The organism is Pedobacter sp. CG_S7, assembly GCF_040544395.1.
In the GTDB taxonomy this organism is placed as follows: Bacteria; Bacteroidota; Bacteroidia; order Sphingobacteriales; family Sphingobacteriaceae; genus Pedobacter.
In genome coordinates, this window is the sequence record NZ_JBEONS010000003.1 from 1 (window position 1) to 23,449 (window position 23,449).

At 38.1% G+C, this 23,449-nt stretch carries 26 protein-coding genes; 4 read left to right on the forward strand and 22 right to left on the reverse strand.

Translation table 11 applies throughout. The features are described 5' to 3' along the window. From AAKU52_RS02910 to AAKU52_RS02950, 10 genes are all read right to left on the reverse strand, one after another. Positions 1-364 (reverse strand): group II intron maturase-specific domain-containing protein (locus tag AAKU52_RS02910; protein ID WP_354330049.1); only part of this gene is annotated, 364 nt, incomplete at its 3' end. A gap of 212 nt (positions 365-576) precedes the next feature. After that, the gene (locus AAKU52_RS02915) at positions 577-2,901 is read right to left on the reverse strand and encodes a DUF2309 domain-containing protein (protein ID WP_354330051.1); all 2,325 of its coding nucleotides are present in this window, start codon (positions 2,899-2,901) and stop codon (positions 577-579) included. Next, positions 2,898-4,325, reverse strand: a complete 1,428-nt coding sequence (locus AAKU52_RS02920; RefSeq protein WP_354330053.1) for a proton-conducting transporter transmembrane domain-containing protein — start codon at positions 4,323-4,325, stop codon at positions 2,898-2,900. The genes AAKU52_RS02915 and AAKU52_RS02920 overlap by 4 nt, the downstream gene beginning before the upstream one ends. 144 nt (positions 4,326-4,469) lie before the next feature. Further along, on the reverse strand, positions 4,470-5,822 hold the full coding sequence (locus tag AAKU52_RS02925; protein WP_354330055.1) for a dihydroorotase: 1,353 nt from the start codon (positions 5,820-5,822) through the stop codon (positions 4,470-4,472). After that, the gene (locus tag AAKU52_RS02930) at positions 5,823-6,743 is read right to left on the reverse strand and encodes an L-threonylcarbamoyladenylate synthase (protein ID WP_354330057.1); all 921 of its coding nucleotides are present in this window, start codon (positions 6,741-6,743) and stop codon (positions 5,823-5,825) included. A gap of 16 nt (positions 6,744-6,759) precedes the next feature. Further along, on the reverse strand, positions 6,760-7,038 hold the full coding sequence (locus AAKU52_RS02935) for a hypothetical protein (RefSeq protein ID WP_354330058.1): 279 nt from the start codon (positions 7,036-7,038) through the stop codon (positions 6,760-6,762). 344 nt (positions 7,039-7,382) lie between these two features. Next, positions 7,383-7,871, reverse strand: coding sequence for a DUF6671 family protein (locus AAKU52_RS17510; protein ID WP_502931011.1), 489 nt, complete (start codon positions 7,869-7,871; stop codon positions 7,383-7,385). Beyond that, positions 7,832-8,245, reverse strand: coding sequence for a hypothetical protein (locus AAKU52_RS17515; RefSeq protein ID WP_502931012.1), 414 nt, complete (start codon positions 8,243-8,245; stop codon positions 7,832-7,834). The genes AAKU52_RS17510 and AAKU52_RS17515 overlap by 40 nt, the downstream gene beginning before the upstream one ends. A gap of 9 nt (positions 8,246-8,254) precedes the next feature. Beyond that, a complete protein-coding gene (locus tag AAKU52_RS02945; RefSeq protein ID WP_354330059.1) occupies positions 8,255-8,545 on the reverse strand; it encodes a hypothetical protein in 291 nt (96 codons plus the stop codon). Positions 8,546-8,585: 40 nt separating this feature from the next. Continuing rightward, positions 8,586-8,741, reverse strand: coding sequence for a hypothetical protein (locus tag AAKU52_RS02950; RefSeq protein ID WP_354330061.1), 156 nt, complete (start codon positions 8,739-8,741; stop codon positions 8,586-8,588). Positions 8,742-8,774: 33 nt separating this feature from the next. Between AAKU52_RS02950 and AAKU52_RS02955 the strand changes: the two genes are divergently transcribed. Both AAKU52_RS02955 and AAKU52_RS02960 read left to right on the forward strand, forming a co-directional pair. Next, entirely contained in the window at positions 8,775-9,701 is a 927-nt protein-coding gene (locus tag AAKU52_RS02955) for a LysR family transcriptional regulator (RefSeq protein ID WP_354330062.1), read from the forward strand. Between the two features lie 452 nt (positions 9,702-10,153). Continuing rightward, positions 10,154-10,870 carry a 3-ketoacyl-ACP reductase gene (locus AAKU52_RS02960; RefSeq protein WP_354330064.1) on the forward strand — a complete coding sequence of 239 codons (717 nt, stop codon included), beginning with the start codon at positions 10,154-10,156 and terminating at the stop codon, positions 10,868-10,870. 88 nt (positions 10,871-10,958) lie between these two features. On the opposite strand, the gene AAKU52_RS02965 is transcribed toward AAKU52_RS02960, so the two are convergent. Both AAKU52_RS02965 and AAKU52_RS02970 read right to left on the reverse strand, forming a co-directional pair. Beyond that, the gene (locus AAKU52_RS02965; protein ID WP_354330066.1) at positions 10,959-11,516 is read right to left on the reverse strand and encodes a type 1 glutamine amidotransferase domain-containing protein; all 558 of its coding nucleotides are present in this window, start codon (positions 11,514-11,516) and stop codon (positions 10,959-10,961) included. 187 nt (positions 11,517-11,703) lie between these two features. Beyond that, a complete protein-coding gene (locus AAKU52_RS02970) occupies positions 11,704-11,982 on the reverse strand; it encodes a hypothetical protein (protein ID WP_354330067.1) in 279 nt (92 codons plus the stop codon). A gap of 96 nt (positions 11,983-12,078) precedes the next feature. Between AAKU52_RS02970 and AAKU52_RS02975 the strand changes: the two genes are divergently transcribed. Further along, complete coding sequence (locus tag AAKU52_RS02975; RefSeq protein WP_354330069.1) at positions 12,079-13,320, forward strand: DNA cytosine methyltransferase; 1,242 nt, start codon at positions 12,079-12,081, stop codon at positions 13,318-13,320. On the opposite strand, the gene AAKU52_RS02980 is transcribed toward AAKU52_RS02975, so the two are convergent. The 3 genes from AAKU52_RS02980 to AAKU52_RS02990 form a co-directional block, all read right to left on the reverse strand. After that, positions 13,321-14,085: an Eco47II family restriction endonuclease gene (locus tag AAKU52_RS02980; protein WP_354330070.1), complete on the reverse strand. Its 765-nt coding sequence runs from the start codon at positions 14,083-14,085 to the stop codon at positions 13,321-13,323. A gap of 327 nt (positions 14,086-14,412) precedes the next feature. Then, the gene (locus tag AAKU52_RS02985) at positions 14,413-15,162 is read right to left on the reverse strand and encodes a glycosyltransferase family 2 protein (RefSeq protein WP_354330071.1); all 750 of its coding nucleotides are present in this window, start codon (positions 15,160-15,162) and stop codon (positions 14,413-14,415) included. Positions 15,163-15,172: 10 nt separating this feature from the next. After that, positions 15,173-16,444: a glycosyltransferase gene (locus AAKU52_RS02990; protein WP_354330073.1), complete on the reverse strand. Its 1,272-nt coding sequence runs from the start codon at positions 16,442-16,444 to the stop codon at positions 15,173-15,175. 264 nt (positions 16,445-16,708) lie between these two features. Between AAKU52_RS02990 and AAKU52_RS02995 the strand changes: the two genes are divergently transcribed. Continuing rightward, positions 16,709-17,464, forward strand: a complete 756-nt coding sequence (locus AAKU52_RS02995) for a class I SAM-dependent methyltransferase (RefSeq protein WP_354330075.1) — start codon at positions 16,709-16,711, stop codon at positions 17,462-17,464. On the opposite strand, the gene AAKU52_RS03000 is transcribed toward AAKU52_RS02995, so the two are convergent. The 7 genes from AAKU52_RS03000 to AAKU52_RS03030 are packed head-to-tail and all read right to left on the reverse strand — an operon-like array spanning position 17,461 to position 23,343. Further along, positions 17,461-18,363, reverse strand: a complete 903-nt coding sequence (locus tag AAKU52_RS03000) for a glycosyltransferase family protein (protein WP_354330077.1) — start codon at positions 18,361-18,363, stop codon at positions 17,461-17,463. The two genes, AAKU52_RS02995 and AAKU52_RS03000, sit on opposite strands and share 4 nt — an antisense overlap. A gap of 19 nt (positions 18,364-18,382) precedes the next feature. Beyond that, a complete protein-coding gene (locus AAKU52_RS03005) occupies positions 18,383-19,000 on the reverse strand; it encodes an FkbM family methyltransferase (protein ID WP_354330079.1) in 618 nt (205 codons plus the stop codon). A 26-nt stretch (positions 19,001-19,026) separates the two neighbouring features. After that, positions 19,027-20,346: a flippase gene (locus AAKU52_RS03010; protein WP_354330081.1), complete on the reverse strand. Its 1,320-nt coding sequence runs from the start codon at positions 20,344-20,346 to the stop codon at positions 19,027-19,029. Between the two features lie 17 nt (positions 20,347-20,363). Further along, on the reverse strand, positions 20,364-20,876 hold the full coding sequence (locus tag AAKU52_RS03015; RefSeq protein ID WP_354330084.1) for a DinB family protein: 513 nt from the start codon (positions 20,874-20,876) through the stop codon (positions 20,364-20,366). Between the two features lie 22 nt (positions 20,877-20,898). Continuing rightward, a complete protein-coding gene (locus AAKU52_RS03020) occupies positions 20,899-21,588 on the reverse strand; it encodes a YjjG family noncanonical pyrimidine nucleotidase (protein WP_354330086.1) in 690 nt (229 codons plus the stop codon). Between the two features lie 2 nt (positions 21,589-21,590). Then, entirely contained in the window at positions 21,591-22,235 is a 645-nt protein-coding gene (gene upp, locus AAKU52_RS03025; RefSeq protein WP_354330088.1) for a uracil phosphoribosyltransferase, read from the reverse strand. Further along, a complete protein-coding gene (locus tag AAKU52_RS03030) occupies positions 22,216-23,343 on the reverse strand; it encodes a DUF7033 domain-containing protein (RefSeq protein ID WP_354330090.1) in 1,128 nt (375 codons plus the stop codon). Before AAKU52_RS03030 ends, upp begins: the two co-directional genes overlap by 20 nt. Positions 23,344-23,449: the final 106 nt, after the last annotated feature.

Here is a 23,449-nt window from a genome sequence, read left to right on the forward strand (position 1 = left end):
TTAGTTTTGCAGAGCGTCTTACTTCAAAGTATTCATCATACTGTTTAGAAAATACGTTTGCCTCACCTCTGATCTTAATGTGGCGAATGATAGATGTATCTGAGCTTTTAATTAAGGAACGTTCCACAATGGCCTTTTTACTCTTATCATTAACACTAAAACGATAACTCCTAAGTTTCTTTGTAGTAAAGTATTTCCTAAGAGTCCATCTACTTCCTTTTTTAGGATGCCTTCTTTTTGCCCAACTCCAAAGTTTTAACCAGATTTCATGGTCAACTTTATCGAACGTGGATTTAGCTACAATTGACCGGTGGTAGTTTGCCCATCCTTTGATAATTGGGTTGAGGATTCCGATGAGTGACAATTGGTTCCTAAAACCAAACTTGTTTTAACCTTGATCATGAATGGCAAAGACAAACTTCCTGTTAATGAAATTATAATTTATAAAGCTTTTGTTGAAGGAAAGTGATTATCCTGAAAATGAGCGGAGAGCGGATTCGTGCATATTTAAGCGATTTTTTCATATAAGATAATCAATAAAATTAGTCTCAATGAAGGTCTTTCATGTTTGGCACATTATCTCAAAGACCAGCTTCCATTGTTTTGATAAATACTCATTTGATTGTTTTCCATTGGATCTATGATCATAAGGTAAATCCAATTGTTATCCAGTAAGGATTTCAACTGACTATTTCGTTCCAAAATTTCCGATACTCTTTTTAAAGGGGCCTCAATGAAAACTGACAATCTCAGGGGTTGATGAAACATTTCTTCATCTGCACGATTAACTGATTGGAGTGGAAGACCTCTTTTCAAATCCCCTCCATTTCCCTGAACGACACCAAATTTACCGGTTACATTGTGTGTGATTTTGGACCCGCCACCGAACCTGTCATTGTCAACCGTCGAAAAGTAGTAATGGTTGTTTATCCATTGTGTGACCACCATTGGGCCTTGCATAATGCTTTCCAGAAATTTTCCTTCCGCATCTAATTTCCAGTCGTAGGAATGTAGAAAACATCTGCTCTCTAAATCAATATGTTTAGTGATACTACGTGGTGCAATTATAAAACCGGCATTCTTTGCTAAGCCCCACTCGGGTCTTGTTTCTGCCCAGTTTGAGGCCTTTTTGATGGCGTTCTTGACGCCATGACTTTTTAGCTCTAGCCTTTCTGAGATCGCAGCCTGCTGTACGGCTGCTAAGTCGCTTTTCAACGCTTTTATGGCTTTGAGATGTGAAACTGGAGCTTCAGCGTCAAAAAGGATGATCTCATCAGTGGTCGTATTGTGTTCTGCACCAATAAAGAAAGTATTGTCGGGGATGTTGATATTGAAATCTTTGCGTAGGGCAATGTTAACTTCCGGTAAGTTGGCCAGTTTGGCCAGCATTCTCGCATTGTGACGACCGGGACTTGCCGCACAGGCCCCACAATCCAAGCTTGAACCAAAGGGGTTATTTGCAGAGTGACTTGCATGGCCAGCAAAAACAACTAGTGGTGCAAACTTATGCCATCCAAGAAGGTCAAAGGCTGATTTCACAATAGCAACTTTCTCTTTTATCGAAATCCCTGCAACTTGATTAGGAGCGGAGTCGTTTGGATTAATTTCGGTTTCGCAAATCTGTTCGTGCGCAACTTTATAACTACCAGAAATTTGATGATATTCCGCTGGAAAAAGAGTTCTCCCAAACATTTTAAAACCGTAGAGGAGACCTGCACCTTCCACATAACCGAATGCAGACGGGAGCATATTCTTCATACGACTAGACAGGAATGTCGAGAATTTTGAGAAGTTAGTTTTTTGTAGAAAATCGCTGAATTCCTTTTCCTTACCAGTCTGAGCGGTTTCTGAAATGGTGTATGCAGAGGCAACGATGGGCGGACATGACTTACGTACTAATCCAGTACTTACCTCGGTATAATCTGTAGCTATTCCAAAAAAACCTGCGTAGCCAAAGGTTTCATATTTGTTTTTCTTCTCTATATGTCTTCTTATCAACTCTGATCTGGTATCAATGCAAAATACCATTTGGACAAGAGAATCTGGCTCATTTCTAGATTGTACTCCTGCATCGACTAAATTGGACTGCAACCTGGATCCTAGCTCAATTTGGAATGTTTTTTCCCATGCTCTAAGCCAGATATGCTGTACTTCAGTAAACTTAGATCTAAGTTCGGAAGCAGGATTTCTACTAACAACTTTACCATAAAGCTGTTTCGCAAGCCATAAACGAACAGCGAGGTATTCTTCTAAATTGATCGGATATTTTTGCTGCCAGGCTGAATTTTCAGCCAGTCGATACTTTATATATCCTGTCCAACCGGGAAGTGCGGCAATATGCTGCTTAAAAACATCCACCTGTTCCTGCTCATTAAATTCACTCATGAGTATGGTCAGCATCTCAGCAGCCGTTGCCGGTAGTTGTCCGGTCGAGGTATTTTCAATCTCCTGATCATACTTCGCTAATTCTCTCCAGGCTCTATAAAACCCTTTTGATCTGCCGGGCATCTCCCATTCTGCCATTCCCTCATCTAGAAAAACGCCAAGCCATTTCGCAACAATCCGGTCTAGTTGGTGGTTGGCATTTTCAGTAGTAAACGTTTTTGCAGCCTCCATTTCTGCCAGATAAAATTCAGGCTTTTGGCAGAAATCGGCTTTATTCAAAAGATCTTGAACTATGCTTTTATCAATTTTATCGGAATCCCATGCCTGGCGAAATAGATATGCTTTGGGTAAGGCCGAACAACCCATAAACTTATTTGCCTGTTGGGTGGCATCTTCGAAAGACACTCCCTCAATACCAGATAACGGATTGGAGGTTACAAAGGCATACAACGGCCAGGTTTTGCCTACTATAGCGGAAGCCTCTTCAATTTTAGTAGTAAAATTTTGAATGATCATATAGATTTTTTATTAAACATTAAGACGGTTTTTTTAAATGGTTGAGATACGTTTAAAAGCATTACATATACAAATGGTACTTTTCGATAGACACCCAGCTTCATGATAAAAAAGCTAAGGAGGAAGACTATACCGAAGGAAATTTCTAGGAAAGAAAGTGAAGATGGCACTTCCACATTAGGCATTCCTTTCATCACTTTGGTTACACCATTGTATATTAAGGCGTAACTAACTATACCGGAAAAGAACAATACTATAGGTAAAAACAACTTTTGAAAGGTGGTCATACTCTTCTGTTTCACAATATTATATGTGGCCTGACCAACAGTAATTGCCACGATGAGGGTTAAAAAAATGCTACTGTTAACTGAAGTTCCTTTACCGGTAAGAGTGGTAAAAAGTAGCGCTCCCAATAGTCCCATCACGACTACGGTTATTGCCTGTAATGGCTTTATCTGTAAAAAAGCTGGCTTTTCTGGAGCAGAGGCTTCAACACTTTCACCAGAGGAAAGGAATAAATAGGCTTTATAAAAGCCGTGTAGAATCAAGTGGACTACGGCTGCGTTGAAGAATCCCAGTCCACACTGCATGATCATAAATCCCATTTGAGCAATTGTAGAGCAAGCCAGTTTCTGCTTAACGGTTACCTGTAGCAGCTTAGTAAACTGAGCAATTATGGCTGTAATCCCACCAATAATAAACAGAATGGTAAGCGTTCCCGTTGCGAAAAAAAGCGTCGAGAACAATGTGAGCAGGATACCGGCAGCGTTGACAAAGCCAGCGTGCATTAAGGCTGATGCAGGAGTTGGGGCCGTCATCGCAGAGAGTAACCAACGGTGAAAAGGATAAATCGCCGACTGTACAATCGCTGCAAGTATGATTAGGCAAGCAGAGACTAACAATACTGATGGAGACAAAGTTCCTAGACCTGCCATTATTTCGCTTAGGCTGAAACATTTACAGTTGTAGGCCAATATTAAGATGCCTAGCGCTAAACAAAATGTTCCTGCAGCAAAATATTTGAGCGTAAACTTCGATGCCTCTTGAGCTTCCGCCCAATCCTTATCTGTTCCAATCAGTTTAGCCATAAAATAACCCATCGAGAACCAGGATAGAATGAATAGTCCGATATTTTCGCTCGCTACGAATAACATGACTGAAATTGTAAAACCCAGGGTTAACTGAGTAAAACGGGCGTGAAATTTAAACCCATGAAGATAGGTTTGACTATAACTATTGATTAGCGCAGTGAGAAAGCTTACGACGCTCCATATCAATATGGTAAAACCGCTGATGTGGAAAATTCCAGAAACATTCCAATTAATCTGGTTAGATTTTAATATCAAATAACTGATGTTCGCAAGAAACACAATCCATAGACAGCAATTTATAAATTTCGATAAATGATTTTCGCTTGTTTTCATTAACTGATTTAATTTATATTAATGTTATATCGACTGCAAACTTCAGCAGTTTTTACCATATATTTATATATATATATTCTATGATATACATAAATTATATTAATGATATAATTCTTTAAATAAAATTTAAATCAATAGGTGTAGCTACCTAATTTTTGAAAAGAGGAGTCTCTTCCCTTTTCTGGTTTCATTAAATAATCCCTGGTCATATACCAATACTCCATTAACAAATGTTTTTACAACCTGGCTTTTAAAACACTGGTTTTCAAACGGTGACCATTTGCATTTGTAAAGTATATTATTAGAATTTACTACCCAGGGTCTATCGTTATCAACCAGTACCAAATCTGCGTAATACCCTTCTCTGATAAATCCACGTTCTTTAATCCTATAAATATTTGCGACATTGTGACACATTTTCTCGACGATGGTTTCTAGACTTACCTTACCTTGGTGATAAAGTTCGAGGACGGTGGGTAACGCATGTTGGACCAATGGGCCGCCTGACAGCGCGGTGAAATAATTTCCTTCTTTTTCTTGTAGGGTATGAGGTGCGTGATCGGTAGCTATAATATCCAGCCTACCCGCTAATAAGGCAGATAAAAGTCCGTTTTTATCGTTCTCAGATTTGACAGAAGGGTTCCATTTTATTTTCGCTCCCATCATATCATAATCTCTGTCTGAAAACCATAAATGGTGGATACAAGCCTCAGCTGTAATGCGTTTTTCGCCAACAGGCAACTGATTATCAAATAGATTTGCCTCTGCAGCCGTGGAGATATGAAGTAAGTGAAGGCGGTTATTCCATTTTTTGGCTATTTCCAGCACACGCTTAGTTGCGCTAAGGCATGCCTCTTCGTTTCTTATTAGTGGATGAAATTTAAAAGGAATATTCTCCTGGTAGATTTTTCGGTACTTTTCGGTATTCTGTCGGATTATGGTGTCATTCTCACTGTGTAGCGCAACCAATGAGTTAGTTCTCGAAAAAAGTTTCTCTAGGAATTCTGGGTAATTGGCCAATATTCCTTCTTCATTATTGAAGTAAAGACCGTCATCTGTTATTCCACAAACCTTTTCGTTGTCAGTTTTCAAAGCCTCCTCCAGATTATCCTTATTTATACCCATAAAAAATGAATAATTAGCAAATGAACTTTCGGATGCTATGGCATATTTTTCTTCTAACAATTGCTGTGTAAGTGCATTGGGCATTGTATTCGGCATATCCATATATGACGTAATCCCGCCTGCCACTGCTGCTTTGGATTCAGAGAAAATAGTTCCTTTATGCGTTAGCCCCGGTTCCCGGAAATGTACCTGATCATCAATAATGCCTGGTAAGATATAAAGTCCGTCAGCTATAATTTCATTGTATAAAGATTTGCCAGGCAGGGTTACAATAGACTGGATCTTTTCAATTCTTTCGTTGGACAAGAGGATATCACTAACTACAACTTTTCCTTCATTTACCAACGCTGCATTTCGAATAACCGTTTTCATCTATTTTCTTTTTGATGCCCTTTCAAGCCGGTCATTAATTGTTTTACCCAAATCCTTATCTGGAAATTTCTCAGCAATAATTACGTCCAAATTTAGTTTATCTAGACGATGCATTGCACCAAATAAGTTGCTTGCAGCCTCCAAAAAATCTCCACTTGCTGACAATATTTCTTTATCGAGTATGCCATCATTGATGAGACTATCTTTAAACACAAGAAGGCCAATTTTTTGGCCTCTAAATAATTTGACCGTTTGGTTTATATTGGTAGTTACAAAGAGAGCTGTAATAGGGGCATAATGACGAGAAAGCATGCCAGGCGCATTAGGCTTGCTTTCGCTATTAGTCTGGAGGGCTACTGGACCGATTACTTTTTCAATTTCTTCTATTGACAAGGCACCGTGCCGATATAAAATAGGTTGATTGTCTTCAAATCCGATGATGGTGGATTCTATTCCTCTTTCACAGCAACCACCGTCCATAATAACTTCAATTTCTGTATTAAAATAATTCTGAACATGTTGTGCAGAAGTAGGACTTATTGAGCCGAATGGATTTGCACTTGGTGCCACCAAAGGAAAATCAAGTTGTGCTAATAATTCGAGCGTTAATAAATGATTAGGAACTCTTACCGCAACGGTATCACTACCTGCGGTTACACTATCAGGTATACAATCCCGCTTTTTTAATACTAAAGTTAGCGGACCTGGCCAAAAATATTCTGCTAATTTTAATGCATCAGGCGGAATATCTTTTGCAATTTCATTTAAATAAGTGAAGGATTTAATATGAACAATAAAGGGATTATACTCAGGTCTCTTTTTTAAAGCGAATATTTTTTTTATTGCAGTTTCGCTAAAAGCATTACCTGCCAATCCATATACTGTTTCTGTGGGAATGGCAATTAATTTATTTTTTATCAAAGCGTCTTTCGCTTTTTTAATATTCGCAGACATTTCCATAACTTAATGTTTTTCTGGCCACTCTAATCCTGTTTTTCCGACGGTGCAAAATCCTACCAACTGGTCTTAAATTGGCATGGGTTTCTTTTGAAATTCTATCTTTTTTAGATAAAAGGCGATAGTTATAGACTCCTGCAATTATGGCTAGTGCAGCAAAAAAATGATTACTAGCATGATTATTTGTATAGACAGAAATCACCAAAAATATCAACATTGATATCAGACCTGAATAGATTTGTATTTCAATTTTCTTCATATTTTTATACTTACTTGTTATTGTTTAGGGAAGCGATAAGTGGATTGCCAATCAATTCGACAATTTAGTGGCAATATGACGGCTGCTTGCTGAGAGACTATACTTAATTTCTGTAGTTCAACGGGCCGAATATCTGGTAGCCATAAAAAAGAACTTACTGCGTATAAAGAATTTTGCAGCTCTAACCGTACCTGCTACAGTTGTATTTGACGCTGCTGTAATAGTGTGAGCGCTTCAACCGTATCAATCTATGGTCTTCAGCGAAGTTCCTCTTTAATTCCAAGCCATACCAAAGAGGAACCTTTCAAAGTGAATACTTCTATTTTTTGTTCATTAAGTTTAGTTTATGGATTACAGTTGTAACAATAACCGGCATACGCAGCTGTTTTACCATCCGGAAACTTTTCTTCCTTGCTATATTCGCAACTTTTACATTGATATAAATGGCTAACAATCAGTCGTGTAGGAGTGTTACAGGCTTCGCAGGGCAAACCTTTTCTGAATTCAGTAATTCCGAACCCGGGATAGTTACAGGCCGGGCAGACGGTTTTTAGACGCAATGCCAGACCTCGTGCAGCAATGCCAATTTTTTCCATTCGTATTGGATTAAAGCAGGCCCTCATATCAGTTTCTATTGATACAATCCCTGATTGTGATTTTAACATAAATTGATAAAAAGCCTGTTCCAATACTTTTATGGAGGTGATCCCTTTCCAAGCCTCTTCGATACCTGTTCCCTGATCTACTTTTAGAATTAGTCCGTGTGCGGGAAAGCCCGCTCGTCCTGCAAATTCTAATACCTCTGCAAAAGAAGAAACCTCCGACTTTGCCATATTCGTGTGCGTAGAATAATATTTTCCATCACTTCTACACCAGTCTCCCGGTCTACGAAAAGCAATAGCTCCTCATTTAACGTAGCTAACATGAACTCTGGATTAGGAAAAAAAGACCCTTCACTGGAAATAGCCGCTCTACATTTAGGATTTTGTCTGAACACTTCTTCAATTTTCAACCTTGCTGTTTCCTCAGGACTAGGTAAGCGTTCAATCTCGCCGCTGAAAGTACCGAACTGATCCGTATTCAAGTTATCGGCAACTTTTAAATTAATATTTAGTTCCGTTTTAAACCAAGGAGCGATTGCCTGCTCTTTACCATGCATGGTGGCAAGTAAAACTTCCTTAACTGAATAAAAATTATGGATTTTCATCGCTAAAAACTAAATTCCTTCCTTGATAAACCTGACTGAAATGACGCTGCTTATTTCGACCTGACATCCCTGTTTCAGCGCTTCCTTCATTTTTTCTTGAAATGCCTCACGGGAATTACTTAGCTCATTTACCCTGTCAACTTCGTGTGGAAGCTGAGATCCGTCCCACTCTTGTGCCCTGAGAATATTTCGATTATGGTATTCGATCTTTGTACCGAATAACGTTGATATTAGGGTTGTTGCGGCCGTAGGATCGAATTTCCCTTCAATAAGCGTGAATGTTTTGTTACTGTCTATCATATTTTAAAATTTACTTTCGTTATTAAAAGATATTTTGCTGCTACTGCCCTTGTCCAAGAGAAAATCCTGCTTTTCCATCGATATAATAAAGATTCTCGAGCCCGATGCCGTCGCCTTTAGCAACTGTAATTTTTTTCATAATTTCATCTTCGTTAAAGCCATACAAACTTATAGCAGATAATTCATATATTATCATTTATATTTGCTATGCAAACCATAAGCATTTTTTATGAACTACACCCTTCATCAGTTACAGGTATTTCTCAAGATTGTAGAGATGAAAAGCATAACCAAAGCGGCCAACAAGCTTTTTTTAACTCAACCCGCAGTTTCCATTCAGTTCAAAAACTTCCAGGACCAGTTCGACATCCCCCTTACAGAAGTTGTTGGAAAACAGGTTTACATTACTGACTTCGGACATGAGATAGCAGCGATGGCTCAGCGGATAATTGACGAGGTAAACGCCATCAACTATAAAACCTCTCATTATAAAGGCATTTTATCCGGGCGCTTAAGGCTCACCATAGTGTCTACAGGAAAATATATTATGCCTTATTTTCTCTCGGACTTCCTTAAGATAAACCACAACGTTGAGTTAACTATGGACGTGACCAACAAATCAAAAGTCTTGGAAAGCCTGGGAAATAATGAGGTAGATTTCGCGTTGGTTTCGGTACTCCCAGATAAAATGAATGTTGAAGAAGAAGTGCTTTTAGAAAATCGACTGTACCTGATCGGAAATCTCGATGAAAAGTTCCATAAAACGACTTATCCAAAGTCCATTTTGAATGATATTCCCTTAATCTATCGGGAATCCGGCTCTGGAACGCGCTTTGTGATGGAAAGCTTTTTTGAAAAAAGCAAGGTTAAAGTTAGAAAGAAAATGGAACTAACTTCCAATGAAGCCGTGAAACAAGCTGTTATTGCCGGTTTGGGTTACTCTGTAATGCCCCTAATAGGTGCTCATACCGAGTTGTTGAATAAGGAATTGCAAATCATTCCTGTTTCAGGCCTCCCAGTAGAATCCACCTGGAGATTGATTTGGTTAAAAAACAAAAAGCTATCTCCCGTTGCACAAGCGTATCTCAACTACGTTAAACAACATAAAGAAGAGGTTCTTGAAAAGAATTTTAGCTGGTTAAAGGAGTTCTCCTAATATCTGCTGGAATACAATCATGGTTATAAATTAGTTCAAATATTGCAAACCAGAACATCATCAGTCCGGTTATTACCAGCAATTAAAAATTACGGAGCGTAATTCCGTTGCATCTTTCAATTTCCGTATTTTAATTTACTTAAATTATCAAAAAACGGTGGTGACTGTTGCAGAGCTCCAATAAACTGCCTGCCAGTTAACCGTTACCTCATATAGTTTCTTCAATTAACTTTATAAACTACCTGAGCTGGCGCTGGTAGGGGCCTCCTGCCGCCTTCCTTGCGCATTTCCGCAACAAGGTCCCTACCAGCTCCGAAGGAGGTGCGCTTCAGGGGCGAAGTTGCATTCATGCAAACGTTAACTTTACTAGTTAAACAAGTGTCAACTTCACCTCAAAAGCCTCAATTGATTATAATCTTTCCTAAATTTGAAGGTATAAAATACTTTATACGATGGAATCATTACAAGGAAAAAATGCACTGATTACTGGTGCAGGTAAAGGAATAGGTCGTGCTTTGGCAATTGCATTGGCTCAGGAAGGTGTAAATGTGGGTTTAGTAGCCAGAACGGCGGCCGACTTGCAAATCGTGGCTGAAGAGCTGAAAGCCTATCAGGTAAAAACTGTTGTGGCTACCGCTGATGTTGCTGATATAGCAGCTGTAAATGCTGCTGTAGCGAAAGTAAAAGCAGAATTAGGTTCTATTGACATCTTAATCAACAATGCTGGAATCAGTAGTTTTGGTTCTTTTATGGAATTGGAGCCTGCACGCTGGGAACAAATTGTGAAGGTTAATTTATTTGGCCCTTACTATGTTACCAGAGCAGTTTTACCAGCCATGATTGAAAGTAAAATGGGAGATATTGTAAATATTTCTTCCACAGCAGGGAAAAGCGGAAACGCCTTAACCAGTGCTTACAGTGCTTCGAAATTTGCCTTGATCGGGATGTCGGAATCTTTAATGCAGGAAGTGCGCAAGCATAACATTAGGGTAACTACTTTAACACCAAGCACCGTTGCCACAGATATGGCTAAAGACTTGAAACTAACAGATGGCAACCCGGATCGGGTAATGCAGGCAGAAGATTTTGCAGAACTGATTGTTTCGCAATTGAAATTAAACCGAAGGGTGTTTGTTAAAGAAGCTTCGCTTTGGTCAACAAATCCATAATAACTATTTAAACAGGCCGTTTTTATGTTGGAATGCCCTCAAAAAGTTAGACACTTTATGGGGGCATTCCAAGACCGGCCTGTTCTTATTATATTGTCGTTTTTTTATTTACCGAAAATTCCTCCACCATTTTATCACAAAAAACAGGAAGGTCTGCCGGGCTGCGACTGGTAACCAACCCTTGGTCAACCACCACCGCTTCATCTACCCAATTTGCACCTGCATTTACCAAATCAACTTTAATGGTTTTTGTCGAAGTTAACTTACGACCTGTAACCACTTCTGCTGTAATGAGAACTTGTGGGCCATGACAGATAGATGCAACAGGTTTTCCGGCCTCAAAAAATGCTTTTACGAAATTTATTGCATCCTTGTTTTTCCTTAAAGAATCTGGATTTAAAACACCGCCTGGTATCAATAAGCCTTGGTAATCTGTGGCATTAACTTCTGTAATTAACTTGTCGACGCTAATTTCTATAGTCCAGTCATGGTCGTTTTTCATTGCCTGGATTTTGCCAGTTTTCGAAGAAATGATATGAACAGTAGCGCCTTCTTCCTTTAATCTTTGAACGGGTGCGGTTAGTTCGCTTTCCTCAAAGCCGCTTTCTGCTAATACGGCGATGTTTTTATTGCTTAATTTTGCCATGGTTTAATTTTTAAAGGGTAGGATTATTTAAAGTCTCCCACATAAAACAATTCAAAAAATGGATTGTTTTATGTGGGAAGTAGAATCTATGTAAGTAAGTGTTTTCTGAATACAGCCATCTGGATCTTTTTTGATCTCATTTTCCCAAAATCGCATAACGTGGAATATTTCTTTCAATCTTTGGGATTTAAAAACCAATGTTCGTTTTTATTTTGAGCTTTTTTTCTTCCCACTTGTAACCATGCCAAAATTCACCGTCTATATCAGGTTTGCCTGGAAGGTTTTTAACATGAATTCTATATCTAAAATTTTTTGCCCAGAATGCTTTTCTTAGTATTATTTCAGGCTTAGTATTTTTACCTCTAATTTTAGACATTGCTTTGCTATTTTGTGGGGTTGTATAAAAGCCATTGGCCTCTTTAAACCGAGGGACTTTGATCGTCTTAATTTTATAGCCTTTATTCATAGATAGATACATAAAATGTTTAAAACTAAATATATTAGTATTATAAATGTCATTATGGTATACGTATATTAGTAACCATGTGTAAGGTTGTGTAATATGGTTATTGAAGAGAAATTAACATTAGATGAAGTTGCTAATTTATTAGGAAAAAGTAAAGAAACAATACGCAGATGGGATAATACCGGAAAGCTTGTCGCTTTCCGTGAGCCCATGAGCAACTATAGATATTATAAAAAGAACCAATTGGATATTTTTGGTGTGGAAAAAGATTTGGAACCTGATATAAATGAGGGAAATTTAAAATTAGATGGCAACTATACCGTTTTAGAGTTATTTGCCGGAGCTGGAGGTTTGGCTATTGGGTTAGAAAAGGCAGGTATGAAATGTGTTGCTTTAAATGAAATTGATCATTGGGCAGCAGAAACTTTAAGATTAAACAGGCCAAATTGGAATGTTATAGAAGGTGATATCCGGGAAATTAGTTTTAAACAATTTGAAAATAAAGTCGATGTTGTTACTGGTGGCTTTCCTTGTCAGGCATTTAGTTATGCAGGTAAAAGGTGTGGTTTCCAGGATGCCCGGGGCACTTTGTTTTATGAATTTGCCCGGACGGTTAATGAAATAAAACCAAAAATCTGTATTGGCGAGAATGTAAAAGGTCTTTTAAATCATGATTCCGGTCGAACTTTGGCTTCTATGATTGCAATACTTGACGAGATTGGCTATAAAGTTTTAGATCCAAAGGTCCTTAAGGCCATTTATCATAATGTGCCACAGAAAAGAGAAAGGTTAATCTTAGTTGGTATAAGAAAAGATCTTGATATTAGTTTTGAATATCCAAAACCAAATAAAAAAGTTTACAATCTTAGGGATGCTTTAAAAAAAGGTGAATTATTTACTTGCGATGTACCAATTTCAGTTGGAACAAAATATCCGGATTCTAAAAAAAGGATATTAGATTTGATTCCCCCAGGTGGTTATTGGCGGAATTTAAATTTAGAACTTCAAAAGGAGTACATGCAAAAAAGCTTTTATTTAGGAGGTGGAAAAACTGGAATGGCGAGAAGGATTAGTTGGGACGAACCGTCTTTGACTCTTACTTGTAGTCCAGCACAAAAGCAAACAGAACGCTGTCATCCGGATGAAACAAGGCCATTTACTGTAAGAGAATATGCAAGGATACAAACATTTCCAGATGAATGGAGTTTTGCGGGACCAATATCTGCCCAATATAAACAAATAGGGAATGCAGTTCCAGTTAATATGGCCAAAGAAATAGGTCTGTCTATAATTGCTTTTTTAAATAAAGCTAATTCGCAAAAAGAAACTATTGCTTAATTACAATTTATCAAAGCCTCGGTAATAGCTGAAATTTTCAAAAGTAATTTGATCTAAGATTGTTCTGTTGGATTTTGAAATTTCTTCTTTAATTTCGGACAAAGCAGAATTTACTAAAGCTTCTTTAGATGCATTCAGCGTTTTTAGGTAATCGTCTATTGCCCTAGGAAGTACTTTGTAAAGCTGTAATAGCGCATCATCTTGGAGGGTTATTAGTGCATAAAACTTGTCGCCAGATATTTTATGTACTCTACTATGGCTATATTCTTTTCCATTAATTATTCCAGCCCATTTGGTGTTAAAGCTATTTTTTGCTAAAATTTGAACCCAATAGCAAGTAGCTTGTTTATATGTGTCTGCGTAAGTTGCTAATTTTTGAAAAAGACTCTCAGCAGCACTGCTGTTCATTGTATTATGTTTATTTTTTATATCTGCGAACATAGTATTGTCAGCTGCCTTTACATCGAAACCGCTTAAGTTACCACGTTCATATCCGTTAACACCCCCTAATATTTCTTCATGAAAAGTACCTAATGAATTATTAATTGATTTATCTATTTGCCTTAAAATCTCAGTTTCAATTAGACTTTTTTCATCAATATCATTGAATTTACTGTCGAAAGTTAGTTTAATCGTATCAATTTTGTTTTTATATAGGGATTTTTTACTGAGGTTCCCTTTAGCTTTTAGGTAAGAATTATGGAGGTTAGCGATGCATTTTAATAAATGTTTGTCGGTAATGTAATTGAGGTAATTGTTGGACATCAAATCTGATTTAAGTTTGCCGAAGTTAATGTTAAACTTCAGGTTGTTATAATATTTTTTATGATTATTTTGGTCATTTGTGGTAAATCAGGATGTTTACTTACTGATTTACAGCTAATTAATTGTAAGCTTACTATTTATGACAGAGAAAAGAAGAATCCAGTATTTACTCAATCATGTCCCTCCTTCAACAACTAGAAATTCAGCATATTCAGTTTGAAACAACGCTTAAAGGGTGAGTGTAACAAAAATAGAAGTTTAAATGTTACTAATATTTTTAAAAAGGTAACAAAAGTAAACTACGCTTACCTCCTTGTCATTTTCACCCTAATCGTTGGTCCTTCTGTGTTTTAAGAAATATTTACTAAGCTTTAGTGCAATGACAAAATGGTTCAATACATTAGGGATTAAACCATAATATTGAGTGAAAATCCGGAAGCGTTCTTTCAAACTCGCTAAATGTTTTTTCTTTGAAACGCCACCAACAAGGTATTTCGCTACATAACGATGGGTATTCACAATTTTTGAAGACTTTCTGGCCACTTTAATAATCCAGTCGATATCAGCGCTGTATTTATACTGTAAATCATAAGGCGCAGTAAGGGTTCTTTTGATATAAATAGCCTGGTGACTAATATTCATACCGTATTTGAAGCTTTTCCAGTTAAAGGTAGCTGGTGCTGCATGGCGCCTTTGCCCTAAACTTTCCCAGCTCTCATTATACATTTCTGTTTCGCCGTAATAAATATCGGCACCCTCTGAGGTCTTAAAAACCGCGGCTACTGTATCATGATCGTAAATCTCATCGCCAGAATTCATGAATAACACATAATCGCCGGTAGCGTGTTGCAGCCCTTTGTTCATGGCATCATAAATACCTTTGTCCTGTTCTGAAATTACCTTAGCCAATTTCGCCCGGTATTTGTTAATCACTTCCATGGTTCCGTCTGTACTAGCACCATCAATTAGGATGTATTCTATTGTAGGGTAAGATTGTCGGAGCACAGAAAGCATGGTCCGCTCAATATCTTTGACATTATTATAGACTATGGTAATAACGCTTAATTTCGGTTTCATGAATAGAAAATTAACGGGGATGAACTTCCAGAAGCGACTTATATAAATTGAGGTGTTCTTTTGCAATAACCTCTGGAGAAAACGCTGTTAATATCGTTCTGCGGGCTTCTTTTTGTATAGCCTCCTTGTCTTGCAGCCGGTAAAGCCATTCCATGCCGTTGGCCAATTCTACTGCAGATTTATAAGCTGCAAGATAACCGTTTTGCAAATGCTTTACCATGTCTGGAATACCACCTGTTTTAAAGGCTATAACAGGCGTGGCGCAAGCTAGGCTTTCCATTACGGTGTTGGGTAAATTGTCTTCTAAGGAAGCCGTAATAAAGGCATCTGCTGCGGAATAGCATTTGGCTAAATGCTCATCATTATTGATGTTGCCTAGAAAAGTCGTTTTAAAGGGAAATTCAGGCATCTCCGCCTGATCTTTATTTCCGAAAATAACCAGTTCCACATTTTCTTTAACCACACCAGGTCTTTTGCTAAACTTCACTAAAGCCTCGATTAAATAAGCCGTGCCTTTGTGTTTGTCGTTTGTTGAAGGCATGAAGCCACTCATCAGCACAAATTTTTCTGGTGCTATTTTCAGGATCTTTTTTGCTTCTGCTTTTACATAAGGCTTAAAGATATGGGTTTCAATAGTATTGGGGATTACCCTCACATCCCGTGCTCCCAATAAGCTGCTGATCTTGATAGAGCTTGCCATCCAATTACTTGGGGCTATAATATGAAAATTTAAGTGTGCATAGGCCTTCATTTTTCTTAACCAGGTTTTATGGGATATATCATCTTTGCCGCTGGCTTTTAAAAGCGGACAAAATCCACATTGTTGGTGGAAGTTTTCGCAAGCATAACGGACATGACAACCACCTGTAAAAGCGTTGCTGTCGTGGAAAGTCCACACAATTGGTTTGTCGAGCTCATCTAGCGCTGCAAGGCTTTTTGGGGAGAGAAAACCATGGTTAATCCAATGCAAGTGTATAATGTCGGCATTTTTTAGGTCTGGATGTTTGTATATCGAACGCCCAAACCATTGAAGGGAGAAAGGGGTTTTTAGCCTTTTTACAAAAGCTTTAACCAAATATCGTTCTGCAAGGATATTGAAAATCGCTATCGCTTTCTGAAAGCGCGTTTTAGTGAAGGTCTTCGTTTTGCTGCTTTCTTTAAACTGATAGTAAACCATCACTTCAGATTTTGCACCATGAGCATTTAGGGCATCGTTTAAACGCATACACGCTCTGCCTGCACCTCCATTACCTTCGTATGTGTTTAAATGTATGATTCTCAATTCTTTCTCCAAATGACTTCCAATTGTTCAAAATTACATAATATTGCTAATCTTTATTAAAAACTCTTTGTGTATTTTCGCAAGCTGCAGTTTGAATTTGTAATTAATTACACTGTTGTGCTTTGCAATACCTGTTGACCCACTATTTTTTGAAATTTGCAATCCTTCATTTTTAATTAACTGTAGGTGCAAACGGATGAAAATGGCTGGCAGTAAATACATAAATGTGCCGAATAGTAATTATTGAAAATAAAATAACAGCAAATGGATAACCAGTTAACCGACAGAGCTTTTTGGGTAAATTATTGGGAAAGTAAAACAGGCTTGTCTGTCAATATTCCGGCTAATTATTTGTTTCACCAACAGCTACAGCAAATTATTGTAAAAAATAAAGTGCAGACAGCCATTGAACTTGGTGGTTTCCCTGGCTATTATGCTGTTTTTTTAAAGAAGTATTTCAAATTGGATGTTACGCTGTTAGATTATTTTGTCCATCGGCCAATCACAAACAAACTGTTGGAAGTCAATGGCCTGCAGGAAAGTGATATCCATATTGTGGAGACTGACCTTTTTAAATATGCACTGGAAATACAATACGATCTGGTTTTGTCGTGCGGCTTAATTGAACATTTTCACGATACGGCAGACATCATTAACCGGCACATTGCGTTTGTAAAACCCGGAGGTACTTTGTTTATTACCTTACCCAACTTTAAAGCTTTAAATGGCTGGTTTCAGAAAAAGTACGATAAGGCTAATTATGACAAGCATAATATCGACTGTATGGATCCTGCGCTTTTGGCAAATATTTGTGAAAAAGCAGGTTTGGAAGTTCAGCAGTCACGGTATTTTGGCAATTTCAGCCTGTGGCTAGAAAATGAACAAGAAAAGCCTAAAGCTGTACGTGCTTTAAAGAAAAGTTTATGGCTCGCTGGTAAATTGTTTACTAAAGTCTTCCCTTTTAACTCCAAACAATTGTCGCCATACATCATTGTCGAAGCCATAAAAAAGGCAAATTAAAGCTTCCTCTTTTCATTGATAAAACGCTTCAGGCGCTCCCATAAATTTCCTTTTCTATAGGCCAGGAAATGTTTAATGGCATGGTAAGCCGCTACATTTTCCTTAATCTCTACAGGGAATTGTTTGATTGGTTTTGGATTAATAATGACATTATAGATGTCGTTTATGCCAGAATGGATACCTGTGCCATCGTGACCAATGTTGTTTACTAACGACTGTGAAGGATTTAAGGTTAAGCCACCTTTTAGAAATATGGAAGCATACCAACGAATGGCCCAAGAGTTATTTACCCCCTTTTTAAAGTCGCGCATTTGTTTCCAGAAATTCATTGTATTTTCAATAGAGAAAGCATGCCTTTGTTGTTTGTTAAACTGTGACAGCAACTTGTCAATATTAGGCTCAAAATGTTGCCATGCGCTTTCCCATGTTGCCCAGCCCCAACTTGTGGCAGCACGATAAAAGAAGGTCTCCGGCAGTTGATTAGCTCTTAATGGATACATATATGCGCCAATATGCATTACCTTTTCTTTGTCTTTGTAAAGGTATAGTGCTTCATTAAAATAAGTGAGGGTGTGTGGCGAAGTAATCAGGTCATCTTCAAAAACAATAACTTGTTTATAAGTTTCAACCAGTCTGCTTACGCCATTGATAATAGAGTCGGCCAGGCCCATATTGGTTTCACGTTCGATAATTTCTACCGATTTAAAGCCTTCAACCGTTTTTAGCAAATCTCTTACTGCTTCAACTTTAGCTTCATCGGCTTCTGTTTTTGCAGCATCAGAAAAGATGAATAAACGACTTTCTGTAGCAAGCGTATTCTGCATCAGAAACTTGATTGTACGTGCTGTATGCTGCGGGCGGTTATACACAAACAAGGCTATTGGCGCAAAATTCTGCATGAAATGTAATTAAAGAAATTTAGATACCTAAACAGTTTTCCGTTTTGTAAAATACCGAAGTTGCTTTTAAATAAAAAAGCCCGGGGGAGATACCGCTAAACAACAATTCCTTAAAGCCATTTTCTTTTAAAAAAAGACGGGCTTCATTATATTCCGGGCGCTCTGAATCATCTAATACCATTACCCCTGTCGGACTAAGGGCAAGGATACTTTCTTTACAGCAATTTACCCGATCTCTGCCATCAACAATAATGATGTCAAATTTCTCGCCTAGCAGTACTGCTTTTTTGCTGTATTCACCACCTCTTTTCAATTTAGTGAAAATCATGTCTGCATTTTGAGGTTTGGTGTTTACAATTTTATTAAACCAGTTTTCATCATGCTCAACAGATACCACTCTGGCAACGCGTTTGGCATAAAAAAGCGTAGAACTGCCTGATCCATATTCAAATATACGCTGCTCCTTGTTCAGCCTTTCTTTGATAAAATCGATAAAACTGTAAGTCACCCAAGGTAGGGGATCACCATTGGCATCTACAGCTTGCTGCTTATCAAATGCTTTGAACCATCCAATATTGGCCAGATAGCCTTTATGGCCATAAGATAAGAGGGCGTTTAGCCGATTTGGCTTTGCCATAAGGGTTGCTAATGCTTTAAGTTTGCTCAATGTGATTTGATTTTTTGTAATGCAGAGATCAAAAATAAGGATTTTAACATCATTATGCCCTGCTGTCTGGTTTTAGCTATAAATAAAATATAAAATGTAGAAACTATACAAGCAATTAAAGTTGCGATAGAAGCACCCACACCGCCATAAAGAGGGATAAGCCATAGGTTCAATAAAATGTTAATAACTGCACCAAAAGCTGTTCTTTGAAAAGAAATTTTGGTATAACCTTCTGCCAGCAAATATTGAGAACTGGCCACCCCTAGAAAAACAAAAATGCCAGACCAAATATGAATGCTTAACATCGTGCCAGCACCTTCAAAACGGTTGTCATAAATTAAATGGATAATTTCGTTGCCAAAAAAGCTGATAACTATCGCCACCGGCAGACTCATGAAAATTAATAGGTCATAAAGATTCTTTAGGCGCTTCTGGTATCTTTCCAGATCAGTTTGCCGGGCATTGATAATAGCGGGGAAAACAGAGGTTACAATGGCAAGTGGAATAAAATACCAAGCCTCGCTAATTTTAGCTGCAGCACTATAAATCCCCACTTCTGCACTGCCAACGCTTTTTAGCATCACCTGGTCTATTTTCATGTAAATGGAAACCATTACTGCAGAAAGAATCAGTGGGAAAGACAGTTTCAATAAAGACTTTGCCCTGGAGAAATTGAAAGTCCACAGGCGCATATAAAAACCTCTTTTGTGATACATCCATATCAATCCAACGGCCAGCATTAACGCATCAAAAGTTATCGCCGCAGCAAAGTAAATTAAAGGCATATTGAACCATAACAGCAATAGTTTTACTACAGCAGACAAGATAACCGAGATGTTTTGAATTTTAACGACGTATTTAGCTTGTACCTGCGACTGGAAATAGGAGTCGATGACATTAAAAGACTTGAAAAATGTTGCTAAAGAAAGTAGGGCAACGATCATTGTGAGTGGGGCTCCCGGTTTTTCAGAGAATTGGTGAAAAATTACATATAGCCCAATACTGATCGGAATGAGCACTAAATTAACACCCATGCGCATTGCCAGGGAGGTGCCGAGGATTTCGTTCTTTTTATGGGGCTCCTTTATGATTTCCCTGATGATGAAACTGTCGAGGCCTAAAGTACCTACAGCCGCAACAATGGCTGTTAAGGCATCAGCGAAACTTAAATCTCCAAAAGAAGCGGGTCCTAAATAGCGGGCAATCATAAAACCAACCACCATACTCAGCATTTTGCCAAACATTAGCCAGCTGGTGTTTTTGAAATATTTCTGGAATGCCGCCTCGTCAAAACCTTTAATTCCCGGAATCTTCATCAGGCAAAGATGTAAAATTAAAAGCTTTTCTCAATTCGTTTCAATTGCTTGAGGTGATGATTTAAATGGATCTCAATAAAACGCAGCCATTGTGCCGCATTTAAATAACCTAATTTTGGATGTGCTGTCTTAATATCTCGTCGGGCTCTGGTCATTTTCTTATAATCCACTTCCAATTGCTGGGTAAACTTTTGTATCAATTCTGCTGCTTCAGCTTTGGGTATCATTTTCACCCTTGCCGCTAGTATTTTAGGGACTTTGTATTTTACTCCAGGTGGGAATGTGCCAAAATATAAAATCACTTTGACTACAAAAGCTGTTGGATGATCTTTGCCTATGCCATCCAGGCATTTTTCTAAAGATTGAAGGGATAGGATGCTGGCATCAAAAATATGTGAATAAACTTCACTATAAGACCAGCCGCCTGCTGTAGGGGGCAATTGAAACTGTTCATCATTAATGGTGTTCAGTTGAGTGCGGTAAGCCTCGGTAATGTTATGAATAGAGGAAAATACTTTTGCGTTTAGCATGCTATGAATTTAGCTTTTTGTTTTAGAAATGAAGTAATAATTCTTCCAAATGTGTAATCTGCCACAATACATCTTGCGGTTTTTCACGGTTTAAAGGATTAAAGAAAATAGCCCGCATCCCGAAGTTCTGGGCGCCCCTAATGTCTGCTTCTATGCTATCGCCCACCATAATGCTTTCTTCTTTTTTTGCACCTGCTTTCTGTAAAGCATACTCGAAAACCGCCTTATCTGGTTTGTTTACACCAACATCTTCAGATATGATGACGTTTTTAAAATAAGGGTTTAATCCTGAAAGGTCCATCTTAGTTAGGGTAGTCTCCTTAAATCCATTTGAAATGATGTGCAGGGAGTAGCTTTCCTGTAGATAACTTAAAACTTTTTCAGAGCCTTCAAAGAGATTTGTTTTCGTCGGACTGATCCTAACATAGTCATCTTCAAATTGATGTGGTACAAGTTCTGGTTTTACACCTAATTGTAGAAATGTTTTGCTAAAACGTTGAGCGCGCAGGGCCTCTTTGGTTATTTTGCCCAGGTGGTATTCTGCCCACAACAATTGGTTGTTTTCTGTATAGGTCTGGATAAAATTTTGTGGAGAAGCTAATCCTAATGCCGGAAGGTTATGTTTTTCGAAAAGTTCCATCAGGGTTTCTTCGGCGTTTCGGTCAAAATCCCAAATCGTATGGTCAAGGTCGAAAAAAATATGTTTTGTCATGTTTATAATTTATTACCATAAGCCAAATCACCTGCATCTCCCAAACCGGGAACAATGTAAGATTTGCTGGTCATTTCTTCATCAATAGCGCCAATCCATAATTTAGCCTTAGGGAGGTTTGCCTGTACATGGCTGATGCCTACGGTGCTGGCAATGGCAGAAACAATGTGTAATTCTTTAATGGAAAAGCGATTCATCAATTCTTTGCAACAAAGCACCATACTAAGCCCCGTTGCCATCATAGGATCGGCCATGATGACTATCTTTTCAGTTAAATCCGGACTGGAAACGTAATCTATCTGTATTAAAAAACTCCCTATATTGTCAGATTTACGAAAAGCAGTGATAAAAGCAGAATCGGCTTTGTCGAAAATATTCAATAAGCCTTTATGCATAGGTAAACCGGCGCGAAGAATAGTCGCTAAAACAGGTTGTGTAGCCAGTTCTTTGCTCTTTGCAATTCCTAATGGGGTTTTTGTTTCAGTAGTCTTGTAGGCAAGCGTTTTGCTGATTTCAAAAGCGAAAAACTCCCCTAATCTTTCGAGGTTTTTGCGAAAACGCATGGCATCCTTTTGAATGTATTCATCTCTGAGTTCAGCTATAAAAATATTTGCGATAGAATCAGTTTTACTCAGGTCGAATATCATTTGGTAAAGATAAAAAATTACTTAACATTTTGTCGTATAGCTTTCTAGCAGATTTACCTTTTCCGGTGCTTAATAACGTTTCTTTATGCCAAACAATATAAAATTGGCCATTTAAAAGTTTTACCGTATCCACCATGTTTTTCCATTTTTCAAGTACAAAGTCTGCCCGCAAAAGTTTGTCTGCGTTTAAACTAAAATCATTGATAGCAATTGGATGAACCAGCAGTTGTGTGCTTTTTTCCAGCTGCAGGTCATACCAGAAAAAAGAACTGCAGGTTCCGGCTCTAAAGCCTGCGGCATTTGCATAGCCCATGCGGAAATCCTTGGTGATGCCTGCTTTTATGAGTTGGAGGTAACTATTGGGTAAATCTACCTGTCCATCAATTTCGCCATGCGCTTCCTGGGAAGATGGGTTGAAAAATAGACCATTCACCTGATATTTATCGTGCAGGTCTAGTATGAATTTTTGTATTTCTGTTATTTCATCATTAGGTTGCTGCGACTTCGAAAATAAGGTCCTTGTTTTCTTGAAGATGCTACGGGCAGACTGCACAAATCCATAGGAGTTTGCGGTTCCCGGATTCATACAAGTGAGGGGTATAAACTCGAACTTTTTTTTACCAAAAAAAAGTTTTGGATATTTCTTCAAAAGCAGGTTCTTTAATATTAAAGCCCAAGCATCCACAACAGGTATTTGCAGTAGTTTCAAACGGCTTTGCAAACTCAGCTCTGCCGGATAGTGCCCTTCTTCATCGGGAATAAAATTAAGGTACTCTTCATAACGGCTAACAAAATAAAAGGATGCTGCAAAAACATCAAACGGCAAGGCACTACCGCCCACCGCAAATGGTACTATCGTATCGCCAAAAGCAGTAGTCTTAAAGGTGGTCCTTACAATTTCATGGGAAAGCAGCAAGTCAGCATTTCTAAAATGTAGTTCCTCTCCAACGGGCAGATTGGAATAGCTTATTTTGGGTCGTGTAGCACTTTTAAACTCCTCCAGGTTGGAGCTAAAACCAATGTCCGTTTTTAGAATATCACGAAAGATAAAGTAAAAAATGTACTTTATTCGGGGTGTGAGAAAGGGTACATATACTAATAACTTCATGATGTCCATAAAAATAGGATAATTACATCACATTTCAATACTACAGATTTCTTATCTTTGGTATTATTTATGCTATGATAGCTCCAACACCTTTGAAAAACAATTA

Coding starts and splice junctions, on each gene's coding strand:
- AAKU52_RS02955 (WP_354330062.1), top strand. CDS start 8,775: ATGAACTACACCCTTCATCAGTTACAGGTATTTCTCAAGATTGTAGAG.
- AAKU52_RS02980 (WP_354330070.1), bottom strand. CDS start 14,085: ATGTCCAACAATTACCTCAATTACATTACCGACAAACATTTATTAAAA.
- AAKU52_RS02960 (WP_354330064.1), top strand. CDS start 10,154: ATGGAATCATTACAAGGAAAAAATGCACTGATTACTGGTGCAGGTAAA.
- AAKU52_RS02985 (WP_354330071.1), bottom strand. CDS start 15,162: ATGAAACCGAAATTAAGCGTTATTACCATAGTCTATAATAATGTCAAA.
- AAKU52_RS02965 (WP_354330066.1), bottom strand. CDS start 11,516: ATGGCAAAATTAAGCAATAAAAACATCGCCGTATTAGCAGAAAGCGGC.
- AAKU52_RS17510 (WP_502931011.1), bottom strand. CDS start 7,871: ATGGCAAAGTCGGAGGTTTCTTCTTTTGCAGAGGTATTAGAATTTGCA.
- AAKU52_RS17515 (WP_502931012.1), bottom strand. CDS start 8,245: ATGAAAATCCATAATTTTTATTCAGTTAAGGAAGTTTTACTTGCCACC.
- AAKU52_RS03005 (WP_354330079.1), bottom strand. CDS start 19,000: ATGGCAAAGCCAAATCGGCTAAACGCCCTCTTATCTTATGGCCATAAA.
- AAKU52_RS03030 (WP_354330090.1), bottom strand. CDS start 23,343: ATGAAGTTATTAGTATATGTACCCTTTCTCACACCCCGAATAAAGTAC.
- AAKU52_RS02925 (WP_354330055.1), bottom strand. CDS start 5,822: ATGAAAACGGTTATTCGAAATGCAGCGTTGGTAAATGAAGGAAAAGTT.
- AAKU52_RS02975 (WP_354330069.1), top strand. CDS start 12,079: ATGGTTATTGAAGAGAAATTAACATTAGATGAAGTTGCTAATTTATTA.
- upp (WP_354330088.1), bottom strand. CDS start 22,235: ATGATATTCGACCTGAGTAAAACTGATTCTATCGCAAATATTTTTATA.
- AAKU52_RS02915 (WP_354330051.1), bottom strand. CDS start 2,901: ATGATCATTCAAAATTTTACTACTAAAATTGAAGAGGCTTCCGCTATA.
- AAKU52_RS03010 (WP_354330081.1), bottom strand. CDS start 20,346: ATGAAGATTCCGGGAATTAAAGGTTTTGACGAGGCGGCATTCCAGAAA.
- AAKU52_RS02920 (WP_354330053.1), bottom strand. CDS start 4,325: ATGAAAACAAGCGAAAATCATTTATCGAAATTTATAAATTGCTGTCTA.
- AAKU52_RS02950 (WP_354330061.1), bottom strand. CDS start 8,741: ATGATAATATATGAATTATCTGCTATAAGTTTGTATGGCTTTAACGAA.
- AAKU52_RS03015 (WP_354330084.1), bottom strand. CDS start 20,876: ATGCTAAACGCAAAAGTATTTTCCTCTATTCATAACATTACCGAGGCT.
- AAKU52_RS03020 (WP_354330086.1), bottom strand. CDS start 21,588: ATGACAAAACATATTTTTTTCGACCTTGACCATACGATTTGGGATTTT.
- AAKU52_RS02935 (WP_354330058.1), bottom strand. CDS start 7,038: ATGAAGAAAATTGAAATACAAATCTATTCAGGTCTGATATCAATGTTG.
- AAKU52_RS02970 (WP_354330067.1), bottom strand. CDS start 11,982: ATGAATAAAGGCTATAAAATTAAGACGATCAAAGTCCCTCGGTTTAAA.
- AAKU52_RS02945 (WP_354330059.1), bottom strand. CDS start 8,545: ATGATAGACAGTAACAAAACATTCACGCTTATTGAAGGGAAATTCGAT.
- AAKU52_RS02995 (WP_354330075.1), top strand. CDS start 16,709: ATGGATAACCAGTTAACCGACAGAGCTTTTTGGGTAAATTATTGGGAA.
- AAKU52_RS03000 (WP_354330077.1), bottom strand. CDS start 18,363: ATGCAGAATTTTGCGCCAATAGCCTTGTTTGTGTATAACCGCCCGCAG.